The sequence below is a fragment of the Stenotrophomonas sp. ZAC14D2_NAIMI4_6 genome, from assembly GCF_003086875.1.
Lineage (GTDB): Bacteria > Pseudomonadota > Gammaproteobacteria > Xanthomonadales > Xanthomonadaceae > Stenotrophomonas.
The window spans coordinates 3,706,451-3,726,645 of record NZ_CP025996.1; the positions used below are offsets into that span (position 1 = coordinate 3,706,451).

A 20,195-nucleotide genomic window follows, 5' to 3' on the forward strand; every position below is an offset into this window, starting at 1 on the left:
AGCAAGCTCGACTCTACAAGGGCAAAAGCGTAGTCGAGCACCGTCGTCGGTATGCGACGAAGGCAAAAGCGTAGTCGAGCACCTTCGTCGGCATGCGACGAAGGCAAAAGCGCAGTCGAGCACCATCGACGGTACGCGACGAGGGCCAAAGCGCGGTCGAGCACCGGCATCGGTATGCGGCGAAGGCAAAAGCGCAGTCGAGCACCGGCGTCGGCACGCGACGAAGGCCAAAGCGTAGCCGAGCACCATCGTCGGCACGCGACGAGGGCCAAAGCGTAGTCGAGCACCATTGACGCTACGCGACGAGGGCCAAAGCGCAGTCGTGCGCCGGCATCATGCATCGGGGTCAGATCCCGTTCCCCGGAGAGAGCGATCCGCCCCCAAAGGTGTCAGCCGTAGCCGCCGTGCACGGGGTTGTGGCTGCGCACGGCCATCACCAGGCCGAAGCCGGCCAGCAGCGATACGGCGGACGTGCCGCCGTAGCTGATCAGCGGCATCGGTACGCCCACCACCGGCAGCAGGCCGGAAATCATGCCGCCGTTCACCAGCACATAGACGAAGAAGGCCAGGCCGGTGGCCCCGGCCAGCAGGCGCGAATAGGAATCGCGCGACTGGCTGGCGATCCACAGGCAGCGCCCGATCACCACCAGGTACAGCGCCAGCACGGTGGCCACGCCGATCCAGCCGAATTCTTCGCTCAGCACCGAGAACGCGAAGTCGGTGGTCTGTTCGGGAATGAAGTTCAGGTGCGACTGCGAGCCCTCGCCCCAGCCCTTGCCGTCGAAGCCGCCGGAACCGATCGCGATCTTCGACTGGATGATGTTCCAGCCGGCGCCCAGGGCGTCCATCTCCGGGTCCAGGAACATCATGATGCGGTCCTTCTGGTACGGCCGCAGCAGCCAGAACCAGGCCACCGGCGCCACCGCGGCCACGCCGCCCACGCCCAGCCCCACCCACCACCACGGCAGGCCGGCCAGCAGCAGCACGAACACGCCACTGGCCGCGATCAGCACGCCGGTGCCGAAGTCGGGCTGCAGCATCACCAGGCCGGTAGGCACGCCGATGATCACCAGCGCCATCAGCACGGTGTTGAAGCGTGGCGGCAACGGCATCTTGTGCAGGTACCAGGCCACCATCATCGGCAGGCTGACCTTCAGCAGTTCGGCCGGCTGCAGGTAGAAGAACTTCAGGTCCAGCCACTGCCGCCCGTACTTGCCGGTGCCCAGTACGAACACCGCCAGCAGCGGAATCATCGAGATCGCATAGATCATCGGCGTGGCCGAGCGGATACGCAGGATCGGCACGCGCGAAATGGCCCACAGCGCGGCCAGGCCGACAATGAAGCGGGCGCCCTGCGCCATCACCAGGGTGTCGCCACCGGCGCTCTTCAAGGTGGCCAGGCCAATGGCCATCAAGGCGCCCAGGGCCAGGCACAGCACCCAGTCCAGGGTGCTGAAGAAGCGGCGCAGCATGTCGCCGGCCCAGCGCAGGAACACTCTCATCGCGAAGCCTCGGCGGCAGGGGGGCGCGGCGCGCTGGGGGCGGCGGCCGCCGCTGCAGGCGGCACCGGCGTGGGCTCGGGGGCAGGCGCAGGTGCAGGCACGCCCACCAGCACCGGCCGTTCGGCCAGCAGCGCGGCGGCGGCATCGCCGGCCGGGCGCGCGTTCACGTCTTCGTTGTCGAACGCGGTGGTGCCGATGGCGGTGGTGCCACGCTCGCTGTCCAGCGGCTGCATGCCTTCGGGCATCTTGCCCAGCAGCCAGGCATCGAAGATCTTGCGCGCGATCGGCGCCGCGGCCGAACCACCGTAGCCGCCGCCTTCCACGGCAATGGCCAGGGCGATCACCGGCTGTTCGGCCGGCGCGAAACCCACGAACAGCGCGCGGTGGCGCAGGTGCATGGGCAGGCTCTTGGGGTTTACCGCCGCGGTGCCCTTGCGGCTGATCACCTGCGCGGTACCGGTCTTGCCGGCCATGCTGTACGGCGCGCCGACGGCCATGCGCGCGGCGCTGCCGCCGGGCTGCATGGTGGCCATCATGCCTTCGCGCACGGCCTGCACGTTGTTCGGATTGGGGCTGACCGGTTTGCTCGGCCCGGCTTCGGTGGTCACCCAATCATGGTCGAAGCCGGCGCGCTGCTGCATGACCAGGTGCGGGGTGCGCAGCTGGCCGTCGGCCAACGCGCTGACGCCGCGCGCCAGCTGCAGCGGGGTGACCTTCCAGTCGCCCTGGCCGATGCTGATGTTGACCGTATCACCGGGGTACCAGCGCTCCTTGCGGCTCTTGGCCTTGTAGGCCGGCGACGGCAGGATGCCGCCGATCTCGCCGGTCAGGTCGATGCCGGTCGGCGCGCCGAAGCCGTAGTACTCCATGTAATGGTCGAAGCGCTCGATGCCCAGGTCCAGGGCCAGCTTGTAGTAGTAGGTGTTCACCGACTGCGCGATCGACTTGCGCAGATCGGTCCAGCCATGGCCGCCGCGGTGCGAATCGCCCCAGCCGCGGCTGGTGCCCGGCAGGTAGAACATGCCGGTGGACAGCACCTTGTCTTCCGGCCGGCGCACGCCCGAATCCAGGCCGGCCAGGCCGATCAACGGCTTCAGGGTGGAACCGGGGGCCACGCCGCCCAGCACCAGGCGGTTGAACTGCGGCCGCGACGGGTTCTCGTTCAACGCCTTGAAGTCGGCATGGGAAATGCCGTTGACGAACAGATTCGGGTCGTACGACGGCAGGCTGACCATCGCCAGCACTTCACCGGTGCGCGGGTCCATCGCCACGGCCGAGCCTTCCTGCTCGCCGAAGGCGGCGACCATGGCGCGCTGCAGGTCGGCATCGATGGACAGGCGCAGATCGGCACCGGACTGCGCGGCCACCCGGCCGATGGTGCGGATGGCCCGCCCCTGCACGTTGGTTTCCACCTGCTCGTAGCCGACCTTGCCGCGCAGCTCGTGCTCGTAATAGCGCTCCAGGCCGGACTTGCCGATATGGGTCAGGGCCGCATTGCCCTCGCCCAGCATTTCCAGATCCTTGTCGTCCACCCGGCCGACGTAGCCGATGATGTGCGCGAACAGGTCGCCGTAGGGGTAGCGACGGGTCAGGTAGGGTTCCAGCTCCACGCCGGGGAAACGCCAGCGGTCCACTGCGAACCGCGCCATTTCCTCGTCGGTCATGCGCAGCTTCAGGGTGACCGGCAGGAACTTGCGGCGCGCCTTGCGCGATTTGTTGAACGCTTCCAGCTCTTCCGGGCTGATGCTGATGATCTTCGCCAGCCCTTCCAGGGTGGCGTCCATGTCCTTCACCTTGTCCGGGGTCACGTCCAGGCGGAAGGCCGGCACGTTCTCGGCCAGCAGGCGGCCATTGCGGTCGTAGATCATGCCGCGCCCGGGCACCACCGGCCGCGGTTTGATGCGGTTGGCTTCCGAACGCGTGGCGTAGATGTCGTGGTCCAGCACCTGCAGCTTGAAGTACCAGCCACCCAGGCCGAGCAGACAGACCAGCACGCCCAGGAAGCCCAGCGCCGCGCGGCGGCGGAACTGCTCGGCTTCAGCGTGCGGGTTCTTCACCTGCCGGCGCGGAATCATGGCTCAGCGCCCACGCTTGCCGAAGCGCACCGCGTCCAGCAGCACGAACACCAGCGGCCACAGGCCCATGCCCAGCAGCGGTGCCCACCAGTACGACCACGGCAGGGTCGGTTCGTCCACCACGATGTGGACCAGCGCGCTGACGATGCGGTCGTTGAACAGCAGGCCGCCGATGGCCAGCATCTGCTGCGACATCGGGAAGAAGCGGATGCGGGCGCGGAAGCGCTGCAGGATGAAGGCCAGCATGACCAGGCGCAGGGCCTGTTCGCCCAGCACCCCGCCGTACAGCAGGTCGGCCACCACGCCGCTGGCGAAGGCGATGCCCAGGCCCACGCGTTCGGGGGCTTCGATCACCCAGTAGGCCAGCACCAGCGCCAGCCAGTACGGGCGCAGCGGCTGCAGCAGCGCCGGCAACGGCAGCAGGCCCAGCAGCAGCGCCACCACCAGGCTGGCCGGCAGCACCCACGGGTTGTCGCGCAGGCGGCTCATCGTGCGGGCTCCTGCGTGGTGGGCGCGGTGGGCGTTGCTGCAGTCGGAGCCGTCGGCGGCGGTGCAGACGGAGCCGAAGACGGAGCAGGTGCCGGAGCGGAGGCGCCCGGGGCGGCCGATGTGGCCGCGGCCGGCGCGCTGCCTGCCGGCTGCGGTTCGCTGCCGGCGGGAGCGTCGGCAGCCCCCATCTGAAGGCTCTGCCGCAGCGCCTGCGGAATCCGGATCGCCGCACCCGGGCGCAGGAGCAGTACGTCGCGACCGCGATCCAGCTGCGCTGCCGGCTTCAGTTCGCCCACCAGGAAGGCGTGGGTATCGTCCGGGCGCAGGCCGGTGATGGTGCCGACCGGGAAGCCGGCCGGGAAACGCCCGCCCAGGCCGGAGGTAACGATCTCATCGCCCACTTCCACGCCCGCGCTGAGCGGAATGTCACGCAGTTCCAGGGTATCGCCACGGCCATAGACGATCAGCCGCACGCCGTTGCGGGCCACGGTGACCGGCACGGCATGGTCGGGGTCGGTCAGCAGCAGCACGGTGGAGGTGCCACCGGTGGTGCTGATCACCTGCCCCATCAGGCCACCGGCGTCGATCACCGCCTGGCCCACATGCACGCCTTCGCGGCTGCCGGCATCGAGCACCAGGCGCTGCTTCACCGGGTCCAGGTCGATATCCAGGATCGGCGCCAGCTGCACGTCCAGCCCGCTGCGCTCGGCCACGTTCAGCAGTTCGCGCAGCTGGGCGTTGTCCAGTGCGGCGGTCTGCAGGCGGGTCAGGCGCGCATTGGCCAGCAGCAGCTGGTTGCGCAGTTCGCGGTTCTCGGCCACCAGCTGGCCATGGCTGGCCGCGCTGTCCTTCACCTGGCTGCCCAGCTTGCCGGGCAGGCCGGCCAGCGACCACACCGGCTGCACCAGGCTGTTGGCCTGTTCGCGCAGGCGCGCCAGCCAGCCGGCCTGGTCATCCAGCACGATCAGGGTGATGGCCAGCGCCAGATAGGCCAGCAGCCGCAGCGGGCTGGCGGCATCACCGGAACGGGAGGCGACGGGGGGTCCGGCGTAGGGCGGCACGTCAACGATTCAACTGGCAGAAGGCGGAAGGGAAACATGCGGGCGCCCCGCCGGTGCGGGCCGGCCCATGCGGGCAGGCCGCACCCCGGAGGGGCGCTGCGGGCGGGAGCAGCCGGGACGGCTTATTCCGGCGCAAAGAACTCGTTGCCGTGCATGTCCACCAGCTCCAGCGCACGACCGCCACCGCGGGCCACGCAGGTCAGCGGATCGTCGGCCACCTGCACGTGCAGGCCGGTTTCCTCGGAAATCAGGCGGTCCAGGTCGCGCAGCAGGGCGCCACCACCGGTCAGCACGATGCCGCGCTCGGCCACGTCGGCGCACAGTTCCGGCGGGGTCTGTTCCAGCGCCAGCTTGACCGCGCTGACGATGCCCGACAGCGGCTCGTGCAGGGCTTCCAGCACCTCGTTGGAGCTGATCTTGATCATCTTCGGCACGCCCTCGGCCAGGTTGCGACCGGAGATTTCCATCTCGATCACTTCCGCCTGCGGGTAGGCGCAGCCCAGCTCCACCTTGATGCGTTCGGCGGTGGCTTCACCGATCAGCATGCCGTGGTTGCGGCGCACGTAGTTGGTGATCGACTCGTCGAAGCGGTCGCCGCCGATGCGCACCGAGGCCGAATAGACGATGCCGTTCAGCGAGATCACCGCCACTTCGGTGGTGCCGCCGCCGATATCGATGACCATCGAACCGCGGGCTTCGGTGACCGGCATGCCGGCGCCGATCGCGGCGGCCATCGGCTCTTCGATCAGGAACACATCACGGGCACCGGCTTCCTCGGCCGATTCCTTGATGGCGCGGCGCTCGACCTGGGTGGAACCGGCCGGCACGCAGACCAGCACGCGCGGGCTGGGGCGCAGCACGCGGGACTTGTGCACCTTCTTGATGAAGTGCTTGAGCATCGCCTCGGTGTAGGTGAAGTCGGCGATGACGCCGTCCTTCATCGGGCGGATGGTGGTGATGTGGCCCGGGGTACGGCCCAGCATCTGCTTGGCTTCGGCGCCTACGGCTGCCACCGAGCGGGTGCCACCAATGGCGCGGTCCTGGCGCACGGCCACGACCGACGGCTCGTTCAGCACGATCCCCTGCCCGCGCACGTAGATGAGGGTGTTGGCCGTGCCCAGGTCGATGGACAGGTCGTTGGAGAACATGCCACGGAGTTTCTTGAACATCTGAGGAAGGAGTCCTGAGGGGTGTCGTGCCCGCCGCGGGATGGCGAAAAAATGGGCAGAAATCGAGGCCGACAAGCCTAGCAACCCGCCTGCCGCCGAGCAAGGAAAAAACTAGCTGAACCCGCGTCTTCACAGGCTTTCGGCCTGATCGGGCATCACCCGGTTCTGGCCCTGAGCGGCACCAGCGGGTAACCTTTGCGCCGTCGGGCGCCCATGGGCGCCGTTTGCTTGCCCGCCGAAGCGGGCCGGCCCACCCCAAAATTCACCGCATAGGCTTACATCGATGTCCGCTCTGATCTGTGGTTCTCTTGCCTTCGACACCATCATGGTGTTCCCGGACCAGTTCAAGAATCACATCCTGCCGGACAAGGTGCACATCCTGAACGTGTCCTTCCTGGTCCCGCGCATGCGCCGCGAGTTCGGCGGCTGCGCCGGCAACATCGCCTACAACCTGCACCTGCTGGGCGGCGAGCCGATCCCGATGGGCACCGTGGGTTCGGATTTCGGCCCCTACCGCGAATACTTCGAAGGCCTGGGCATCGACCTGTCGCGCGTGCGCGTGATCGATGAGCTGTTCACCCCGCAGGCGTTCATCACCACCGACCACGACAACAACCAGATCACCGCCTTCCACCCGGGCGCGATGATGCGTTCGTACGAAAACCACGTGCGCGGCGTGCCGGGCGTGACCCTGGGCCTGGTCGGCCCGGACGGCCGCGAGGGCATGATCCAGAACGCGCAGGAATTCCACGAAGACGGCATCCCGTTCATCTTCGACCCGGGCCAGGCCATGCCGCTGTTCAACGGCCCGGAGCTGCGCGCGTTCATCGAGCAGGCCGACTACGTGGTGGTGAACGACTACGAGTCGAACCTGCTGCAGGAACGCACCGGCTGGGACGAGAAGGAGATCGTCAGCCGGGTGAAGGCCTACATCACCACCCGCGGCCCGAAGGGCGCGGTGATCCACACCCCGGAAAAGAGCTACGACATCCCGCCGGCGCACGAGCGCCGCGTGGTCGACCCGACCGGCTGCGGCGACGCCTTCCGCGCCGGCCTGATCTACGGCATCCAGAAGGGCTACGACTGGCTGACCATCGGCCGCATGGGCAACCTGATGGGCGCGCTGAAGGTCGAGCACCCGGGCACCCAGAACCAGCGCTTCACCTTTGACGAGTTCAACGAGCAGTTCAAGCAGCAATTTGGCTACGCGCTGAACGCCTAACCGAACGGCAATGCGCTGGGTCGGTGTCGACCTTGGTCGACACGCGCTTGGTAGGTGTCGACCTTGGTCGACACGCCGGGCATGGCCCGGCACGGTGGAATGATCAGCCCTGCCACGCCGCGTGCAACGCGCGGCAATCGGCGAAATGCCAATCCGCGCGGCCCGGCCACGGGTTGTCCGGCAGGTTGACCAGCACGGTGCGCGCACCGGCGGCGCGGCCACAGTCCAGATCGTAGGCGTGGTCGCCCACCATCACCGCCCCGCCTGCGCTGGCACCCCAGCGCCGCAGATGCTGCTGCACGCCATCGGGCGAGGGCTTGGGCACCGCTTCATCGCGGCCGATGATGGCGCCATCGTCGAACAGATCCCCTACCCCGATCGAATCCAGCGTCAGCTTGGCCAGCGCATGGTCGTTGCGGGTCAGGATGCCAAGCTGGCAGCCGGCCGCGGCCAGCGCACGCAGCAGCGCCACCGCCCCCGGCGCCGGCAGTGCGCCTGCGGCCAGCGCCCGCTCATGGTCCAGCAGCCAGGCGTGCTTCTGCGCCGCCTCCGCCGCCGGCAGGCCGGCCAGGTGCGCCAGGATGTCCGCACTGGGCGGGATGCCCAGCGCGCGCTTGATGCCGTCGAAATCGTGCATGGCCACGGTCAGCGTGCCATCCATGTCGAACACCCAGTGGCGCACGGCCGACAGGGGTGGTGCCGCCGTCGCGCGGGCCGTTACTTCCACCACGACGGCATGCGGCTGCTGTCCACGCCGCCGGTTTCGAACACCGCGGTGCGGGTGCCGCCGGCCTTCACCGGGAACTCGATGCGGATCGACTGGCCCTTCTGCGCCAGCTTCCACAGCGCCTTCTGGTCGGTGATGAACATCGCGATGGCCTCGTCGGTCTTCGGCCGCCACGCAGCCATCGATACTGGCTTGCCGCCGTCCACGGTCACCTTCACCGTGCACTGCGGGCAGCGGAAATCGCCGGCCTGCAGCACCAGGTAGGCGTGCCGTTTCCATTCGGGGTGGTCGCGGAACACCAGCTGCACCGGCTTGGCGCCGCTGCCGTCCACGTCCACGCGTTCCTTGCTGTAGATCGACGCCGAACGCTGCACGCCATTGCTGCCTACCGGAATCTCGTTGTACTGCCACAGCGCCTGCATGCGGCGCAGGTTGCGCGCGGCATCGGCCTTGGCCTTCACCTCATCGAAGCCGGCGGCAATGCGCTCGGCGGCGGCGGTGTCCTTGTACTGGTCCAGCAGCGAGCCGCCGTGGATGCGCGCGCGTTCCCAGTCCTGTGCGGCCACGGCGGTGTCGTACTGCTTGGCCACGTCGTCGGCCTTGGCTTCCTTCTGCGCCTGCGCGGCCGCGGCCGCCGCTTCCTGCGCCTTGCGCTCTTCTTCGGGGTTGCTGCAGGCGGCCAGCGCCAGGGTGCAGGCGGCGATCAGGAACAGACGTTTCATGTGGATGTCCTTCGTGTGTGCGCAGATATGTAGCGTCGAGCCATGCTCGACTTGCTCTTCAAGAGCAGTCGAGCAAGCTCGACTCTACCGAAGCAACGGCAGTCGAGCATGGCTCGACTCTACCGAAGCAACGGCAGTCGAGCATGGCTCGACTCTACGAAAAAGCGCCGGGCGGTGCCCGGCGCTTCTGCTTACTTGGCTTCGGCCTTGGCCAGCATGTCCTGCACCGAGGCGGTGGTGATCGGGTGGTAACCCGGCTTGGCCTTCTCGAAGGCCTGCTTGGCGAACGCCAGGCCCTCGGGCGTCTTCACCAGTTCGGCGTAGATCGGCATGATCAGCTTGCGACGGCCCACGCGCTCGATGAACGCACCGGCCGCTTCGTTGGCCTGGGTGTAGCCGCTGCGGATGGTCAGCGGGTACCAGCGCATGGCGATTTCACCGTTCGCGGTGCCGGTGAAGTGGTAGGCCTTGTCCAGCGCGGCCAGCTTGTCCAGCGGCAGGGTGGTGCCCAGGCCGTCGATGAAGCGCACCCATTCCTGGGTACCCCATTCGGCGGTGACCTGGCTGCCCGGCAGGCTGCCGGCGCCGGAGAAGGCGATGCGCGCGGCATCGACGCTGCTGAAGTTGCGCGACTGCGCCTTGGCGGCGAACGCCGGGATGCCCGGCTCGTCCAGCCATGCCTTCAGTTCGGCTTCGCTCACCGCGGTCGGGTTCTTCGGCAGCAGGTTCTTCTTCAGGTACTCGACGAACTGGTCGGTGTTGGCGCTCTGGAAGGCATGGTCATCGAACCAGCCACGCAGGAACGGATCGAAGGTTTCGCGGCCGAAGCGCTGTTCCAGGAACTCCAGGAACCAGGAACCCTTCACGTAGGCCACCTGGCTCAGGGCTTCGTCGGGGTCACGCTCGTTCAGCGGCGGCAGCGCCAGGGCCTGGTCGGCCGGGCTCATGTCCTTCACTTCGGCCAGCAGGTCGGTCTGGTCGATCTGCTTTTCCATTTCGGCCATTTCCTTGCCGTACAGGGCTTCGGTAATGCGCCCCTGCACGTAGGTGGTGAAGCCTTCGTTCAACCAGATGTCCTTCCAGCTGGCATTGGTGACCAGGTTGCCCGACCAGCTGTGCGCCAGTTCGTGGGCCACCAGCGAAACCAGCGACTTGTCGCCGACGATCACGGTGGGCGTGGCGAAGGTCAGGCGCGGGTTTTCCATGCCGCCGAACGGGAACGACGGCGGCAGCACCAGCATGTCGTAGCGGCCCCAGCGGTATTCGCCGTACAGCTTCTCGGCGGCACCGATCATCTTCTCGGTGTCTTCGAATTCCTTGGCGGCCTTGTTCACCATGGTCGGCTCGGCCCAGACACCGGAGCGGCCGGAAATCGGTTCGAACACCAGGTCACCGGCGGCGATGGCCAGCAGGTAGGACGGAATCGGCTGCGGCATCTTGAAGGTGTAGTCACCGTCACGCGCGGCCTTGGGATCGTTGTCGGCGCTCATCAGCACCATCACGTCCGGGCGCGAGACCACGTGCGCGCTGTAGGTGAAGCGCACGCTGGGGGTGTCCTGCAGCGGCACCCAGGAACGGGCGTGGATGGCCTGCGACTGGCTGAACATGAAGGGCAGCTTCTTGCCCTCGGTCATCGACGGCTCCAGCCACTGCAGGCCCGAGGCGGTCGGGGCGGTGTGGTAGCTCACTTCCACCTTGGCCGGCTGGGCCGGGGCTTCGATGGTCAGCTTGCTGCCGAACACCTTGTCGACCGGGGCCAGCTCGAACTTCAGCGGGCTGCGCGCGCCGTCGGCGGCAATGGCCTCGACCTTGGAAACACTCAGCTCACGGGTATCCAGCACCAGCTGCTGGGCGTCCTTCTGCTTCCATTCCAGGGTGTAGGTAGCGGTGCCGCCAATCTGCTTCTGGTCGAAGTCCAGCTTCAGATCCAGCGCGATGTCCTTGATGACGACCTTGTCCGGCTCGGCATAGGAGCTTTCGTCGTGGCTGCGGTTTTCGGCGTTCACGGGGGCGGCGGGGGCCTTTTCGGCAGTCGGGGCGGCGGCGGGCGCGGCCGCCTCCTGGGAGCAGCCGGCGGCCAGGGCCACGGCCAGCGGAAGGAGCATCAGCGGATTACGCATGAATCGGGACCGTTACGGGGATCAAACCCCAATGGTACCTCCCTCCGGCCCCGCAGGCGTTGCGCGATGCGGGGTAAGGCCGACCGGGGGGCCCGCCCTGCGGCGTTGCTAGGTGCCAACCTTGGTTGGCACGGTGTGTCAGCGCCCGGCGTGGACCCAGTGCCGACCAAGGTCGGCACCTACCAGGGCAGGGCTTACAGCTTGTAACCGGAATGGATCGAAACGATGCCGCCGGTCAGGTTCTTGTAGTGGCAGCGCTCGAAACCGGCCTGCCCCATCATCGCCTTCAGCTCTTCCTGCGGCGGGTGCTTGCGGATGCTCTCGGCCAGGTACTGGTAGCTGTCCGAATCGTTGGCGAACAGCTTGCCCAGCTTCGGCAGGATCCTGAACGAGTGGAAGTCGTAGATCGGCTTGAACCAGTCGGCGGTGACTTCGGAGAACTCCAGCACGCGGGCCTGGCCGCCCACCTTCAGCACGCGGTACATCTCGCGCAGGCCGGCATCCTTGTCGGTCACGTTGCGCAGACCGAAGGCGATGGTGACCAGATCGAAGCTGTTGTCCGGGAACGGCAGGGCTTCGGCGTTGCACTGCACGTAGTCCAGGCCCAGCACCAGGCCGCGGTTGGTCAGGCGGTCACGGCCGACCGACAGCATGCCGGCGTTGATGTCGCCCAGCACCACCGAGCCCTCGGCGCCCACGCGCTCCTTCAGCAGGGCGGCGATATCGCCGGTGCCGCCGGCCAGGTCGAGCACGCGGTCGCCCGGCTTCACCTGCGCGGTGGCTACGTAGTAGCGCTTCCAGGCCCGGTGCACGCCCAGGCTCATCAGGTCGTTCATCAGGTCGTAGTTGCGCGCGACCGAAGTGAACACCTGCCCGACCAGCTTCTGCTTGTCCTTGGCGTCGACGTCGCGGAACCCGAAGTGGGTGGTACCGGATTTGTAGGGGGATTCGCTCATGCCCCCGATTATCGCACCGCTGGGGCCGCTGCGGGGCAACGGCACCGTATCATGGCCGGCCATGACCCACCGGAGCCCCGCATGATCACCACGCCCGACTACCAGGCCCTGCTGCAGACCGCCATTGCCGAAGCCCGCCAGGGCCTGGCCGAAGGCGGCGTGCCGATCGGCGCGGCGCTGTACCACAACGATGGCCGCCTGCTGGGCTGCGGCCACAACCGCCGCGTGCAGGAAGGCGACCCGTCGGTGCACGGCGAAACCGATGCCTTCCGCAAGGCCGGCCGCCAGCGCCGCTACCAGGACACCATCATGGTGACCACCCTGGCTCCGTGCTGGTACTGCTCCGGGCTGGTGCGCCAGTTCAACATCGGCACCGTGGTGGTGGGCGAATCGCGCACCTTCCAGGGCGGCATCGACTGGCTGCGCGAGAACGGCGTGAACGTGATCGACCTGGACAGCCAGGAATGCGTGGATCTGCTGGGCGGTTTCATTGCGCAGCATCCGGACATCTGGAACGAAGACATCGGCGAATAAGCCGCCGCGCAGTGAAGGCGCTGCACGCTTTATGAATTCTTCAGCGCCGGCACCGCCTTGTGCCGGTTGCGTCTGCGGCGTTGTGTGCGCACTGGCGCACAGTCAGCCACGTCAGTTGCACACACGCCACTAACATCGCGTGCACACAAGGGGCCTACGGTGGAATGCACCGGGGCCCGTTGCTCCGGCGGAGCCAGCCGATGAGCGCGCACGCCGCACCTTCCCTGCCCGACCACCCGGCCCTTGCCGGTATTCGTGAACGCCTGCGCCAGCAATTCGCGCTGCACCGCCGTGGCGCGCCGTTCTGGGCTGCCTATCAAGGCCTGCAGCTGGAAGTGATGCGCGAGCACCCACGCGACCAGTTGCAGTTGTGCAATGCCATGGCTGACATGGCCGAAGCACTGGGCGCGGTGGAGCATGCGCAGCTGCTGGATGCGCACACCGGATGCACGCCGCACTGACACTGCATGCACCGGCAACCCACGACACTCGGCATCAGCCCCCACTCCCTTTCACCTTCTGCCCATTGGATCGTCATGCACGCTGAAGTCCCCACCATTCCCCCGGTCATCAATGTCGACGCCGAGCTGGACCACTGGCGCCGCCAGCATGCCGATGGCGCGCTTGCGCACAACTCGTTCGGTTCGTACGTGCCGTGGGTCAAGTTCGCCTGCGATTCGCTGATCACCCAGCCGCGTGCCAGCGATGCGCAGCGCGACGAGATGTTCCAGACCCAGTACGCCCTGCAGATCATGCCGCGCCTGACCGAGGCGCAGGCCCGCGAGTTCGTCGAACGCTGCTGGCAGCACGTCTACCAGAGCAGCCCGGTACGCAGCCAGCAGGCGCCGCGCCTGCGCGCCTGAGCCGCGCTGCTGCACGGCCCGTGCACGGGCCGCTGCCGATCATCCGCGTCATTCCCCTGGAACGACCCCGATGAGCGCACGCAACCTGTTCAACACCCTGGCCAAGAAGGCCTCCGCCGCGGCCGGCTCGCCGTGGACCTTCCTGACGGCGATCAGCATCGTGGTGCTGTGGGGCATCAGCGGCCCGGTGTTCGGTTTCAACGACACCTGGCAGCTGGTCATCAACACCGGCACCACCATCATCACCTTCCTGATGGTGTTCCTGATCCAGCACACGCAGAACTCGGATACCGCGGCGATGCAGATCAAGCTGGACGAGCTGATCCGCGCCACGGCCGATGCCAACAACGAGTTGCTGGATCTGGAAGAGATGGACGAGGAACGGCTGGAGGAGATCCGCGCCGAGTACGAGCGCATGGCCCGCGAGGCGGGTGACGCACTGGCGCGGGTACGCGCATGCCGCGTTCCCCCGCGCGATGATGAAGCCGTGTAACGCCCGCGCCTGCAATCCCGTTTTGGTAGATGCCAACCTTGGTTGGCATGCTTTTCAACGCACGTGCCTGGAACCCCGCTTTGGTAGATGCCAACCTTGGTTGGCATGCTTTTCAAAGCACGTGTCTGGAACCCCGCTTCGGTAGATGCCAACCTTGGTTGGCATGCTTTTCAACGCGCGTGCCTGCAACCCCGCGTTGGTAGATGCCAACCTTGGTTGGCATGCTTTTCAACGCGCGTGCCAACGTTGTGCCAACCAAGGTTGGCACCTACCAGAGCCAAGGCAACCTCGCGCGGCCTGCGCTGGGCCGTGCCGGGGCGCGGCTCAGCTGCGCTCGCGCCAGCCGCCGCCCAGTACCTTGTACAGGGTGATGCGGTTGGCCTGCTGCGCCAGCTGCGCCTGCAGCTGGGTCTGCTGTGCGCTGTAGGCAGTACGGCGCGCATCGAGCAGGGTGACGAAGCTGTCCAGGCCGGCGTCATAGCGTGCCTGCGACAGGCGGTTGGCCAGCTCGGCCGCTTCCACCAGACGCTGCTGCGAGGCCACCTGCTCGTCCAGGCTGACGTTCAGCGCCAGCGCATCGGCGGTTTCGCGGAAGCCGGTCTGGATCGACTTTTCATACTCGGCCAGTGCGATATCGCGCTCGGCATTGGCTACGTCCAGGTTCGCGCGCAGCTTGCCGCCCTGGAAGATCGGCAAGGTGATGGTCGGCAGGAAGCTCCACACCCGGGTGCCACTGTCGAACAATCCAGACAGTTCGCCCGAGCTGCTGCCTACGCTGCCGGTCAGCTGGATGCTGGGGAAGAACGCGGCGCGCGCGGCACCGATGTTGGCATTGGCGGCCAGCAGCTGGTGTTCGGCGGCCATGATGTCCGGACGCTGCAGCAGCACGTCGCTGGGCAGGCCCGCCGGCGGCGGCGCCAGCGCCAGTACCTGCGGTGCGATGCTGTCCGGCAGCAGTGCCGGATCGACCTGGCCGCCGGCCAACAGCGCCAGTGCATTGCGGTCCTGCGCCAGCTGGCCGCGCAGACGCGCCGCGTCGGTGCGTGCTGTTTCCACCAGCGTGCGGGTCTGGCTCAGTTCCAGGCCCGAACTGCCACCGCGCTCGTGGCGTGCTTCGGCCAGGCGCAGCGAATCCTCGTAGGTCTTCAGGGTCGCTTCGGCAATCTTCAGCTGCTGCTGGTCGGCGCCGTAGGTCAGCCATGCGGTGGCGGTCTCGGCCACCAGGCTCAGCTGCGCGTTGCGGCGGTTGGCCGCCACGGCGAAGTACTGCTGCAGCGCCGCTTCGCTCAGGTTGCGCACGCGGCCGAACAGGTCCAGCTCGAACTCGGCCACGCCCAGGTTGGCAGTGAACTGTTCGCTGACCGGCACATCACCGCCGCTGCGCTGCATCTGCCCCTGCGCGGCCAGCGCAGGCACGCGGTCGGCGCGCTGCACGCGGTACTGGCCGCGTGCCTTTTCCACGTTCAGCACGGCCACGCGCAGGTCACGGTTGTTGGCCAGGGCCTGGCCGATCACCTCCTGCAGGCGCGCATCGGTGAAGAAGTCGCGCCAGCCGACAGCGGCCGCATCGGCCACTTCGCCTTCGGTGGCTTCCGCCGGCCACTGCGCGGGAATGCCCGGGGCGACGGCGGTGTTCTTCGGCACCAGGGTGGAACAGCCGCCCAGCACAAGGGCCACGGCGGCAGAAAGAACAAGGGTATGGAATTTCATGGCGACACCTTGGGGTCACGATGGCGGCGCCGGACAGGGCCCGGCGCCGCCGGCAGGGTTACGCCGCGGTCTTGCGCTTGAACACGCGCTGCACGACCACGAAGAACAACGGAATGAAGAACACGCCCAGCACGGTGCCGACCAGCATGCCGCCCAGCACGCCGGTGCCGATGGCACGCTGCGCACCGGAACCGGCGCCGGAGGCGATGGCCAGCGGCAGCACGCCCAGGCCGAACGCCAGCGAGGTCATGATGATCGGGCGCAGACGGTCACGCACGGCGTGCATGGTCGCTTCGATCAGGCCAACGCCCTTCTCCAGGTTCTCCTTGGCGAACTCCACGATCAGGATCGCGTTCTTGCTGGTCAGGCCCACCGTGGTCAGCATCGCCACCTGGAAGTAGATGTCGCGTTCCATGCCACGGAAGGTGTTGGCCAACACGGCACCCAGGATGCCCAGCGGCGCCACCAGCAGCACCGAGGTCGGCACGCTCCAGCTTTCATACAGCGCGGCCAGGCACAGGAACACGATCAACAGCGACAGCGTGTACAGCAGCGGGGTCTGCGAACCGGCCTGGCGTTCCTGGTAGGACAGCGCGGTCCATTCGATCTCGAAGCCCGGCGGCAGGTCCTTGGCGATGCGCTCGATCTCGGCCATGGCATCACCCGAGGCAACGCCGGTGGCCGGCTCACCCTGGATTTCCATCGCCGACACGCCGTTGTAGCGTTCCAGGCGCGGCGAACCGTAATCCCAGCGCTTGGTGGCGAAGGCACTGAACGGCACCATTTCGCCCTGCCCGTTCTTCACCGACCAGACGTTGAAATCGTCCGGGTTCATGCGGAACGGTGCATCGGCCATCACGTACACGCGCTTGACCCGGCCACGATCGATGAAGTCATCGATGTAGCTGCTGCCCCAGGCCGCGGCCAGGGTGTTGTTGATCGAGCTGATCGACAGACCCAGTGCATTGGCCTTTTCCACGTCCACGTCGATGCGCAGCTGCGGCGTATCTTCCTGGCCGTTGGGGCGCACGTTGGCCAGCAGCTTGCTCTGCCCTGCCGCACCCAGCAGCTGGTTGCGCGCGGCCAGCAGGGCGTCGTGGCCCTTGCCGCTGGTGTCCTTCAGGAAGAACGTATAGCCCGAACCAATGCCCAGCTCCGGCATGGCCGGCGGCGGGAAGGCGAAGATGAAGGCGTCCTTGATCTGGCCCAGCGCGCCCATCGCACGCCCGGTGATCGCACCCACGCTCTGGTCGGCATCACGCTCGCTCCAGTCCTTCAGCTTCACGAACGCCATGCCCGCGTTCTGGCCCATGCCGGCGAAGCTGAAGCCCTGCACCGCAAAGATCGACTCGACGGCGTCGGCTTCGTTCTTCAGGAAGTGGTCTTCCAGCTTGGCCATCGCTTCCAGCGTGCGTTCCTGGGTGGCGCCGACCGGGGTCTGCACCAGCGCCATCATGATGCCCTGGTCTTCGTTGGGCAGGAACGAGCTGGGCAGGCGCGCGAACAGCACGCCCATCACCACGGCCAGCGCCAGGAAGATGCCCATGAAGCGCCACGGGCGGTGGATGATGCCCTTCACGCCGCGCTGGTAGGTTTCGCTGGAACGGTCGAAGCCGCGGTTGAAGCCGTTGAAGAACCGGCCGACCAGGCCACGGTGGGCCACATGGTGCTCGCCCTTCTTCAGCGGCTTGAGCATGGTGGCGCACAGCGCCGGGGTCAGCACGATCGCCACCAGCACCGACAGCGCCATGGCCGAAACAATGGTGGCCGAGAACTGGCGATAGATGATGCCGGTGGAGCCACTCATGAAGGCCATCGGCACGAACACCGCCGACAGCACCAGGCCGATGCCCACCAGCGCGCCGGTGATCTGGCTCATCGACTTACGGGTGGCTTCCAGCGGCGACAGGCCCTCTTCGGACATGATGCGTTCGACGTTCTCCACGACCACGATGGCATCGTCCACCAGCAGGCCGATGGCCAGCACCATGGCGAACATGGTCAGCATGTTCACCGAGAAGCCCAGCGCGGCCAGCACGCCGAAGGTACCCAGCAGCACCACCGGCACCGCGATGGTGGGGATGAGGGTGGCGCGGAAGTTCTGCAGGAACAGGTACATCACCACGAACACCAGCACGATCGCTTCGATCAGGGTCTTGATGACGCCCTTGATCGAGACCTTCACGAACGGGGTGGTGTCGTACGGAATGACCGTTTCCAGGCCGGCCGGGAAGCTGGCCTTCATGTCATCCAGTGCCGCGCGCACGCCTTCGGCGGTATCCAGCGCGTTGGCGCCGGTGGCCAGGGTGATGGCGATACCGGTGGACGGGTTGCCGTTGTAGCGGGTGACGAAGTCGTAGCTTTCCGCACCCAGTTCCACGCGGGCGACGTCGCCCAGGCGCAGTTCGCTGCCATCGGTGCCACCGCGCACCAGGATGTTGCGGAACTGTTCCGGGGTCTGCAGGCGGTCCTGCGCGTTGATGGTGGCGTTGAGCTGCTGGCCCTTCACCGACGGTGCACCACCCAGCTGGCCGATGGCCACCTGTGCGTTCTGCGCGGTGATCGCCGCGGTCACTTCATCGACCGACAGCTTGTAGGTGTGCAGCTTGTTCGGGTCCAGCCAGATGCGCATGGCGTACTTGCCGCCGAACACCTGGATGTTGCCCACGCCCGGCACGCGGCTGAGCGTGTCGACGATGTTGGAGCCCACGTAGTCGGCGATGTCGTTGGCATCCATGCTGCCATCGTTGGACACAAAGCCCAGCACCTGCAGGAAGCCGCTGCTGGACTTGGCCACGTTGATGCCCTGCCGCTGTACTTCCTGCGGCAGCAGCGGCATGGCCAGCTGCAGCTTGTTCTGCACCTGCACCTGGGCGATGTCCGGGTTGGTGCCGGCTTCAAAGGTGAGGGTGATGGTGGCCTGGCCGTTGGCCGAGCTGTTGGACGAGAAGTAGATCAGGCCATCCAGGCCCTTCATGTTCTGCTCGATGATCTGCGTGACCGAGTCCTCGACCACCTTGGCCGATGCACCCGGGTAGGTGGCGCTGATCTCGACGGCCGGCGGGGCCACTTCGGGATACATCGACACCGGCAGCTTCATCACCGCCAGCGCACCGGCCAGCATGATGATGATGGCGATCACCCACGCGAAGATGGGTCGATCAATAAAGAAACGTGCCATGGAGTTCTCCGCTTACTTCGCGTCGCCGGCCGGCTGCGCGGCAGGCTGCGGGGCGGCGTCCGGCGTGGCCGGAGCAGCGCCCTTCTCGGTGGCCTGCACGGGCATGCCGGGGCCGATCTTCTGCAGGCCTTCAACAATGACCTTGTCACCCGGCTGCAGGCCGTCCTCGACCAGCCACTTGTCGGCGATCGCGCGGCTGACCTTCACCGGACGCACTTCCACCTTGTTGTCCTTGCCCACCACCATGGCGCTGGTATCGCCCTTGGCGTCGCGGGCGATGCCCTGCATCGGCACCAGTACGGCATCGGCGCGCACGCCGCCGCCGATCACCGCGCGCACGTACATGCCCGGCATCAGCAGGCCATCGGGGTTGTCCACCTTCACCCGCAGCGCGTAGCTGCCGGTGGTCGGGTCCACGCTGACTTCGGAGAACTCCAGCGCGCCCTTGTGCGGGAACTCGCTGCCGTCTTCCAGCAGGATGGTGACCGGCAGGGTCTGGTTGTCCTGCAGGCGGCCGGCGGCCAGTTCGCGGCGCAGCTGCAGCAGCTCGGCCGAGGACTGGGTCAGATCGACGTAGATCGGGCTGAGCTGCTGCACGGTGGCCAGCGCGTCGGCCTGGCCGGCGCTGACCAGCGCGCCCTGGGTGACGCTGGACTTGCCGATGCGGCCGCTGATGGGCGCGGTGATGCGGGCATAGCCCAGGGTGACGTTGGCCGCATCCAGCGAGGCCTTGGCGGCACCGACATCGGCCTCGGCCTGCTTCTGCGCGGCCACGGCGTTTTCCAGGTCCTGCTGGCTGACCGCATCGACCTTGGCCAGTTCGGTAATGCGCTTGGCGCTCAGGCGTGCGGCGTTGGCGGTGGCTTCGGCGCGGGCCAACTGGGCGCGGGCGCTGTTGGCCTGGGCGCGGTAGCTGGCGTCTTCAATCTGGTACAGCGGCTGCCCTTCCTTCACCAGGCCGCCTTCAGCGAACAGGCGCTTGGCGACGATGCCGCTGACCTGCGGGCGCACTTCGGCCACCAGGAAGGCATTGGTACGGCCGGGCAGCTCGCGGGTCAGGCCCACGCTTTCAGACTTCAGGGTTACCACGGTCACCTGGCCGGGGCCTTGCTGGGGCTGTTCGGGTTGGCCACCGCAGGCGGCCACGGTCGCGGCGATGGCCAGCGACAGCAGGAAAGGACGGATTCGGGTCAGGTGCATGGGGCTGGGGGCTCGCGGGTAGAGGGAATTCTCAGGGCGCCCTGATACGACTGCCGGGCACCAGAAACGGGCTGGGTGGTCGCGAGGGGGCTGCCCTCCCCGGGGCATGGGCAGGCGCACATACACGGCGGGGAGCGTGGATGCGAAATATACATACATGCTTGTTTGTTT

17 protein-coding genes are annotated in these 20,195 nt (G+C 67.2%); 5 read left to right on the forward strand and 12 right to left on the reverse strand.

The annotated features are described in order from the left end of the window. Positions 1-389: 389 nt before the first annotated feature. From rodA to C1933_RS16860, 5 genes are all read right to left on the reverse strand, one after another. Positions 390-1,502: a rod shape-determining protein RodA gene (gene rodA / locus C1933_RS16840; protein ID WP_108754183.1), complete on the reverse strand. Its 1,113-nt coding sequence runs from the start codon at positions 1,500-1,502 to the stop codon at positions 390-392. Next, positions 1,499-3,577: a penicillin-binding protein 2 gene (gene mrdA, locus C1933_RS16845; RefSeq protein ID WP_108754184.1), complete on the reverse strand. Its 2,079-nt coding sequence runs from the start codon at positions 3,575-3,577 to the stop codon at positions 1,499-1,501. Before mrdA ends, rodA begins: the two co-directional genes overlap by 4 nt. Before the next feature lie 3 nt (positions 3,578-3,580). Then, the gene (gene mreD, locus C1933_RS16850; RefSeq protein ID WP_005419400.1) at positions 3,581-4,066 is read right to left on the reverse strand and encodes a rod shape-determining protein MreD; all 486 of its coding nucleotides are present in this window, start codon (positions 4,064-4,066) and stop codon (positions 3,581-3,583) included. Continuing rightward, complete coding sequence (mreC, locus tag C1933_RS16855; protein ID WP_108754185.1) at positions 4,063-5,127, reverse strand: rod shape-determining protein MreC; 1,065 nt, start codon at positions 5,125-5,127, stop codon at positions 4,063-4,065. The genes mreD and mreC overlap by 4 nt, the downstream gene beginning before the upstream one ends. Before the next feature lie 122 nt (positions 5,128-5,249). Continuing rightward, the gene (locus C1933_RS16860; protein WP_005419402.1) at positions 5,250-6,296 is read right to left on the reverse strand and encodes a rod shape-determining protein; all 1,047 of its coding nucleotides are present in this window, start codon (positions 6,294-6,296) and stop codon (positions 5,250-5,252) included. Positions 6,297-6,579: 283 nt separating this feature from the next. On the opposite strand from C1933_RS16860, the gene C1933_RS16865 reads away from it, so the two are divergent. Beyond that, positions 6,580-7,518 carry a carbohydrate kinase family protein gene (locus tag C1933_RS16865; protein WP_108750497.1) on the forward strand — a complete coding sequence of 313 codons (939 nt, stop codon included), beginning with the start codon at positions 6,580-6,582 and terminating at the stop codon, positions 7,516-7,518. A 103-nt stretch (positions 7,519-7,621) separates the two neighbouring features. Here C1933_RS16865 and C1933_RS16870 read toward each other — a convergent pair whose 3' ends face one another. The 4 genes from C1933_RS16870 to ubiE all read right to left on the reverse strand — a co-directional run bounded on the left by C1933_RS16870 (position 7,622) and on the right by ubiE (position 12,043). After that, positions 7,622-8,248, reverse strand: coding sequence for an HAD-IA family hydrolase (locus C1933_RS16870; RefSeq protein WP_267896391.1), 627 nt, complete (start codon positions 8,246-8,248; stop codon positions 7,622-7,624). After that, positions 8,236-8,967, reverse strand: a complete 732-nt coding sequence (locus tag C1933_RS16875; RefSeq protein ID WP_108754186.1) for a hypothetical protein — start codon at positions 8,965-8,967, stop codon at positions 8,236-8,238. Before C1933_RS16875 ends, C1933_RS16870 begins: the two co-directional genes overlap by 13 nt. Positions 8,968-9,158: 191 nt before the next feature. Further along, positions 9,159-11,087 carry a M1 family metallopeptidase gene (locus C1933_RS16880; protein ID WP_108754187.1) on the reverse strand — a complete coding sequence of 643 codons (1,929 nt, stop codon included), beginning with the start codon at positions 11,085-11,087 and terminating at the stop codon, positions 9,159-9,161. Positions 11,088-11,281: 194 nt separating this feature from the next. After that, positions 11,282-12,043 (reverse strand): bifunctional demethylmenaquinone methyltransferase/2-methoxy-6-polyprenyl-1,4-benzoquinol methylase UbiE, encoded by a 762-nt coding sequence (gene ubiE, locus C1933_RS16885; protein WP_108750494.1) that lies wholly within the window; start codon positions 12,041-12,043, stop codon positions 11,282-11,284. Positions 12,044-12,124: 81 nt separating this feature from the next. Between ubiE and C1933_RS16890 the strand changes: the two genes are divergently transcribed. From C1933_RS16890 to C1933_RS16905, 4 genes are all read left to right on the forward strand, one after another. Next, entirely contained in the window at positions 12,125-12,577 is a 453-nt protein-coding gene (locus C1933_RS16890; RefSeq protein ID WP_108750493.1) for a nucleoside deaminase, read from the forward strand. Positions 12,578-12,777: 200 nt separating this feature from the next. Next, positions 12,778-13,038: a hypothetical protein gene (locus C1933_RS16895; protein ID WP_108754188.1), complete on the forward strand. Its 261-nt coding sequence runs from the start codon at positions 12,778-12,780 to the stop codon at positions 13,036-13,038. Positions 13,039-13,113: 75 nt separating this feature from the next. Continuing rightward, positions 13,114-13,440: a hypothetical protein gene (locus C1933_RS16900; RefSeq protein ID WP_108750491.1), complete on the forward strand. Its 327-nt coding sequence runs from the start codon at positions 13,114-13,116 to the stop codon at positions 13,438-13,440. Between the two features lie 70 nt (positions 13,441-13,510). Next, positions 13,511-13,933, forward strand: coding sequence for a low affinity iron permease family protein (locus C1933_RS16905; RefSeq protein WP_108754189.1), 423 nt, complete (start codon positions 13,511-13,513; stop codon positions 13,931-13,933). A 324-nt stretch (positions 13,934-14,257) separates the two neighbouring features. Here the strand turns inward: C1933_RS16905 and smeF are convergent, their stop codons facing one another. The 3 genes from smeF to smeD are packed head-to-tail and all read right to left on the reverse strand — an operon-like array spanning position 14,258 to position 20,024. Further along, positions 14,258-15,643 (reverse strand): multidrug efflux RND transporter outer membrane subunit SmeF, encoded by a 1,386-nt coding sequence (gene smeF, locus C1933_RS16910; RefSeq protein ID WP_108754190.1) that lies wholly within the window; start codon positions 15,641-15,643, stop codon positions 14,258-14,260. A 58-nt stretch (positions 15,644-15,701) separates the two neighbouring features. Beyond that, positions 15,702-18,824 (reverse strand): multidrug efflux RND transporter permease subunit SmeE, encoded by a 3,123-nt coding sequence (gene smeE / locus C1933_RS16915; RefSeq protein WP_108754191.1) that lies wholly within the window; start codon positions 18,822-18,824, stop codon positions 15,702-15,704. Between the two features lie 12 nt (positions 18,825-18,836). Further along, the gene (smeD, locus tag C1933_RS16920; RefSeq protein WP_108754192.1) at positions 18,837-20,024 is read right to left on the reverse strand and encodes a multidrug efflux RND transporter periplasmic adaptor subunit SmeD; all 1,188 of its coding nucleotides are present in this window, start codon (positions 20,022-20,024) and stop codon (positions 18,837-18,839) included. Positions 20,025-20,195 lie beyond the last annotated feature (171 nt).